This is a genomic window from Methylocystis sp. (assembly GCF_051061225.1).
Taxonomy (GTDB): Bacteria; Pseudomonadota; Alphaproteobacteria; order Rhizobiales; family Beijerinckiaceae; genus Methylocystis.
In genome coordinates, this window is record NZ_JBPFEB010000044.1 from 1 (window position 1) to 5,659 (window position 5,659).

General features: G+C 60.0%; 6 protein-coding genes. All 6 read right to left on the bottom strand.

All coding sequences use genetic code 11. The features are described 5' to 3' along the window. Window positions 1-353: cell division protein FtsQ/DivIB (locus tag ACR652_RS08865; RefSeq protein WP_434506148.1), on the bottom strand; the 353-nt coding region annotated here is incomplete at its 3' end. After that, window positions 343-1,251, bottom strand: coding sequence for a D-alanine--D-alanine ligase (locus ACR652_RS08870; protein ID WP_434506149.1), 909 nt, complete (start codon window positions 1,249-1,251; stop codon window positions 343-345). The genes ACR652_RS08870 and ACR652_RS08865, both read right to left, overlap by 11 nt. Beyond that, window positions 1,244-2,146 (bottom strand): UDP-N-acetylmuramate dehydrogenase, encoded by a 903-nt coding sequence (murB, locus tag ACR652_RS08875; RefSeq protein WP_434506150.1) that lies wholly within the window; start codon window positions 2,144-2,146, stop codon window positions 1,244-1,246. The genes ACR652_RS08870 and murB overlap by 8 nt, the downstream gene beginning before the upstream one ends. Further along, on the bottom strand, window positions 2,146-3,540 hold the full coding sequence (gene murC, locus ACR652_RS08880; protein WP_434506151.1) for a UDP-N-acetylmuramate--L-alanine ligase: 1,395 nt from the start codon (window positions 3,538-3,540) through the stop codon (window positions 2,146-2,148). Before murC ends, murB begins: the two co-directional genes overlap by 1 nt. Further along, complete coding sequence (gene murG, locus ACR652_RS08885; protein WP_434506152.1) at window positions 3,537-4,628, bottom strand: undecaprenyldiphospho-muramoylpentapeptide beta-N-acetylglucosaminyltransferase; 1,092 nt, start codon at window positions 4,626-4,628, stop codon at window positions 3,537-3,539. The genes murC and murG overlap by 4 nt, the downstream gene beginning before the upstream one ends. A 151-nt stretch (window positions 4,629-4,779) precedes the next feature. Beyond that, a partial coding sequence (gene ftsW / locus ACR652_RS08890; RefSeq protein ID WP_434506153.1) for a putative lipid II flippase FtsW occupies window positions 4,780-5,659 on the bottom strand: 880 nt, incomplete at its 5' end.

Here is a 5,659-nt window from a genome sequence, read left to right on the forward strand (position 1 = left end):
ACCAGGGCGATATCGCCCCAGCGCGCCAGCTCCTTGTGCTCTTCCACCGAGACTTCCAGCGTGTCCGGCCAGCGGCGGCGTACACTGACATTGCGCGCCCAGGGCAGCTTCTCAAATGCGTCTCGCGCCTTTATCAAATCCAGCGTAAAGAAATTGCCGGTCAGGTGGCGCGCCACAATCAGCTTGATCTGCTCGCGCGTGATGTGGTTGAGCTGACCATCCACGCGCACCTCACGCAGCGGGAAAATCGGCAGGTGCACCACCACGAAAATCACGCCGTAGAGCAATAGCACGGTAGCCAGTGCGAACAGGAAGTTGGCGATCCAATTGAGGATTTGTGGCTTATCCCACACGCGCGGCCTCCAGTATCTTGATCACCAGCGCATCAAAGCTGATGCCGGCTGCTTTTGCCGCCATTGGCACCAGGCTATGGTCAGTCATGCCAGGCGAAGTGTTCACTTCGAGGAAGTAATGCTTGCCCGCCTCGTCCATGAGGAAATCCACCCGCCCCCAGCCGCTGCCACCCACCACGCGAAATGCCGCCAGCGCCTCGGCGCGGATCTGCGCTTCTTTTTCCGCACTCAGGCCGCATGGGCAGAGGTACTGCGTGTCGTCACGCAAATATTTGGCCTCATAATCGTAAAACTCGTTGGCGGGCACGATGCGAATGACCGGCAGGGCCGTATCGCCAAGGATGCCAACGGTGTATTCGCCGCCACCAATAAACTCTTCCGCAATCACCAACGGGTCGGCCTTTGCCGCTTCCTCATAGGCTGCCAGCAATTGCCCAGACTGCTTGACCTTGCTGATGCCGATGCTGGAGCCTTCATTGGCTGGCTTAACGAACAACGGCAAGCCCAGCTTGGTTTCAATCGCGGCAAAATCGCTGCCGGCATCCACCAGTTCGAAATCCGGCGTCACAATGCCGGTGGCACGCCACAGCAGCTTGGTCCGCCATTTATCCATGCCCAGGCTGGAGGCCATGACACCGCTGCCGGTGTAGGGGATATTCATGAGCTCCAGCGCGCCCTGGATGGTGCCGTCCTCGCCATAACGGCCATGCAGGGCGATGAATATCCGATCAAAACCTTCCAGCTCATGCAATGGCTTTTCCGCCGGGTCAAAAGCGTGTGCATCCACGCCGCTGCGTTGCAACGCAGCGAGCACGGCACCGCCGCTCTTCAGCGAAACCGCACGCTCGCCGGAGCGACCACCCAGTAAAACCGCGACCTTGCCAAACTTGCTACTCATTCCCGAACTCTCCAATAACGCGTACTTCCTGTTGCAAATCCACCCCGTGCTGCTGCTTCACCGTTGTGCGCATGTGCGCGATGAGCCGCTCGATATCCGCTGCCGTTGCATCGCCCAGATTGACGATGAAGTTGGCATGCTTCTCTGAAACCTGTGCCCCGCCCATCTTGTAGCCTTTGAGCCCACAGGCCTCGACCAGCCTTGCCGCAAAATCGCCCGGCGGGTTGCGAAAGGTCGAACCCGCATTCGGCAAGTTCAACGGCTGCGTCGCCAGCCTTTTCGCCAGCAGGCTCTTGATCTTCTGCTCCGCTTCGCTGGCAGCGCCTACCGGCAAGGCAAACCAGGCGGCGATGAACCATTCGCTCAACGGCTCACCGCCCTTCATTTCCACATGCCGATAGGTCGCAACGAATTCCTGGCCATCACGTTCACGCACTTGGCCACGATGGTCGATGGTCGTTACCTTCTTGACGATGTCCCAGGTCTCGCCGCCATGGCAGCCGGCATTCATTGCCAGTGCGCCGCCCACCGTGCCGGGAATACCTGCCATGAACTCGGCGCCGTGCCGATGTTGGCGCGCCGTGAATTTGGCCAGCTTGGCGCAGGTGACGCCGGCCTCGGCGTAGACTTCGCTGCCATCCATATGCAGCCCCGTCAGCACGTTATGCATGAGCACCACCGTGCCGCGCACGCCGCCATCCCTCACCAACAAATTGGAACCGAGGCCGATGAAATACATTGGCTCACTCTCGCTCAAGCCCTGCAGGAACTCCTGCAAATCTTCCAGCCCGGCCGGGATATACAGGCGATCGGCCTTGCCGCCCACGCGCCAACTGGTATAGCGCGCCAGCGACTCGTTCAGCAGCAGCTTGCCTTGTGTTATAGGCTGCGCCATCACCCTGCCAACTCCTTGGTTTTAGCCGCAACTTGGCCAATCGAGCCAGCGCCCATGACGATGACCACGTCACCGTCTTTGGCCATCTCAAGGATGGCAGCCGGCAGTTCAGCCGGCGTCTCGGTGAAGTGCGGCTCGCGCCTTACTGCCACGCCAACTGCATGCGCCAGCGAGCGTCCATCGGCAGCAACAATAGGTGCTTCACCCGCCGAATAGACTTCAGTCAGGATCACTTCATCCACGGTTGACAACACGCGCACAAAATCCTCGAAGCAATCGCGGGTTCTTGTATAGCGATGCGGCTGGAAGGCCAGCACCAGGCGGCGGCTGGGGAAGGCACCACGCGCGGCGGCAATCACTGCCTGCATTTCTACCGGGTGGTGACCGTAGTCGTCGATCAATGTGAAGTTGCCGCCACCCTTGGCCGGCACTTCGCCATAGCGTTCGAAGCGACGACCGACACCCTTGAATTCCTTGAGTGCCTTGATAATCGCGGCGTCAGAGACATTAAGCTCGCTCGCCACGGCAATTGCGGCCAGCGCATTCAGCACGTAATGGTTGCCAGGCAGGTTAAGGGTGACATCAAACGTCGTGGTCACACCGTTGACACGTGTCACCGTGAAATGCATGCGACCATCGTCGGCGCGCACATTGGTGGCGCGGATACGGGCGTCCTCGGAGAATCCATAAGACATGATCGGCTTGGAAACACTGGGTAGAATCGCGCGGATATTCGGGTCGTCGATGCACACTACGGCCATGCCATAGAACGGCAGTCGATGCAGGAATTCGATGAAGGCGCCCTTGAGCTTCTCGAAATCGTGGCCGTAGGTATCCATGTGGTCGGCGTCGATATTGGTCACCACCGACAGTACCGGCGTTAGATGCAGAAACGAGGCATCGGATTCGTCCGCCTCGGCAACAATAAACTCGCCTGTTCCCAAACGTGCGTGGCTGTTGGCCGATTCCAGCCGACCGCCGATGACAAAGGTAGGATCCATGCCTGCCTCGGCCAGGATGCTGGCAATCAGGCTGGTCGTCGTCGTCTTGCCGTGCGTACCGGCAACGGCGATGCCTTGCCGGAAGCGCATGAGTTCAGCCAACATCAGCGCGCGCGGCACTACCGGAATATTGCTGGCACGCGCGGCAATCACTTCCGGGTTGGCTTCATTGACAGCGCTGGACACCACGACTGCGTCAGCGTCTCCCAGATTCTCGGCAGCGTGGCCTTGATACACCTTGGCGCCGAAGCTGGCCAAGCGTTTGGTAGTGGCGTTACTGGCCAGGTCCGAGCCGCTGACGCTGAAGCCCAGATTGATGAGCACCTCGGCAATGCCGCTCATACCCGAGCCGCCAATGCCGACGAAATGCACCTTTTTAACCTTATGTTTCATGGCAGGGCGATCTCCTCGAGTTCGGCAGCAATAGCCTGCGTGGCCTCAGGTCGGCCCAGCTGGCGCGCAGACTGGGCCGTTGCCAGAAGCTGTTCGCGCGACAGGCTTTGCAGCAGATGCGCGAGGCGTTCCGGCGTTAATTCGGCTTGCGGCAAATGAATTGCCGCTCCGTGTTCGGCCATCCACCTGGCGTTATCCTGCTGATGCGAAGTGGTCGAGACGACCAGCGGCACCAGGATGCTGGGCACACCAGCCACCGCCAGCTCACTGACCGTGATAGCCCCGGCGCGGCAGACTAGCAGATCAGCTTCTGCATAAGCAGTCGCCATATCATCGATGAAAGGTTGTACTGTCGCCTCTATACCGGCTGCGCGGTATGCCTGCTGCAAAGCTTCGGCATGCTTGGCACCGGCCTGATGTGTGACCACGGGACGGACATTGGCAGGCAACAGTGCCAGTGCGCGCGGCAAGGTGTCATTCAGCACTGTGGCCCCCAGGCTGCCGCCAATGACGAGCAGGCGCAGCGGGCCGCTGCGCCCGGCAAAACGCTGCTCTGGCAGCGCAATAGCGGCGATTTCCGCCCGTACCGGATTCCCCGTCACACGTGCTTTGGCTGCCAATGAGCCTGGCATGTCGGCACCGCCATCGAAGCCGAACAGCACACGCGAGGCAGATGTCGCCAGCGCGCGATTGGACATGAGCAAGGTTGCATCGGCATTGACCACCGCCAGCGGCAGCTTGCGCAAACGCGCCGCCCAACCGCCGGGGACGGTGACATAGCCGCCCATACCGAGCACCACCTTGGGTTGCAGGCGCCCCATTAGTCGCCATGCGCTGATCGTTGCCGCAGCCAGCTTGAAAAAACCGCGGATACTATGCAGCAACCCTTTACCGCGCAGACCGGAAAAATCCACCGTCGACATGGCGACGCCGCGCGCAGGCACCAGCTTGTTTTCCATGCCATGCCGCGTACCGAGCCAATGCACGATCCAGCCACGTGCATGCATGGCTTCCGCTACCGCGAGACCGGGCATGATGTGGCCGCCTGTACCAGCTGCCATGATGAGTAGGGTTTTGGCAGCCGTCATGCTGGCAACTCCGACAACATGGCCGAGTCATGCTCTCCAGCTGGGGATTTTTGGCTGCGGCCGCTACGCTTAACCTGCTGAAGCAGGTTAGCCTTCACCGAAATCATCGGCCCCCAGCACATCTCCAGCATTCGCAACGATTGAATGATCATCATGCTGGCAAGCCCTTTTGAAGCCGACGATTTTCCCAATCGATACGCAATAAAACCGCGAGTGCGACGCAGTTGGCCAGAATGCCGCTGCCCCCAAATGACAACAGTGGCAGGGTCAGTCCCTTGGTCGGCAAGATGCCCATGTTGACACCCATGTTGATGATGCCCTGCACACCGATCCAAACACCGATTCCCTGCGCCAGCAGGGCGGAAAAGTAGCGCTCGTTGGCTACCGATTCCTTGCCTATGCCGAAGGCGCGTAACACCAGCCAGCCAAACAGGGCGACCACTGTCGCTACACCGACGAAACCCAGTTCTTCGGCAATCACCGCTAGCAGGAAGTCGGTATGCGCTTCCGGTAGATACAGCAGTTTTTCCACACTCGCCCCCAGACCGACGCCGAACCACTCGCCGCGGCCGAAGGCAATGAGCGCGTGCGACAGTTGATAGCCCTTGCCGTAGGGGTCAGCCCATGGGTCCATGAAACCGATAATGCGTTGCAGGCGGTACGGCGAGCTCCAGATCAGCAGCACGAAGCCAACCACCAGTAAGCCGATGAGGCCAACAAAGATGCGGCCATTGATACCGCCCAGCCACAGGATGGAAATGGAGATGGCGGCAATCACGGCAAACGCACCGAAATCCGGCTCGCGCAGCAGCAGGCCGCCGACCACCAGCATGACGATAAGCATGGGCAGAAAGCCCTTGGTGAAGCTATCCATCACCGAGGCCTTGCGCAGCGTGTAGTCGGCGACATAGAAGGTGACGAACAGCTTCATGAATTCAGACGGCTGCAGGTTGGCAATGAGCAACGGTATCCAGCGGCGGCTGCCGTTGACCTCACGGCCGATGCCGGGGATGAGTACCAGGATCAGCAGC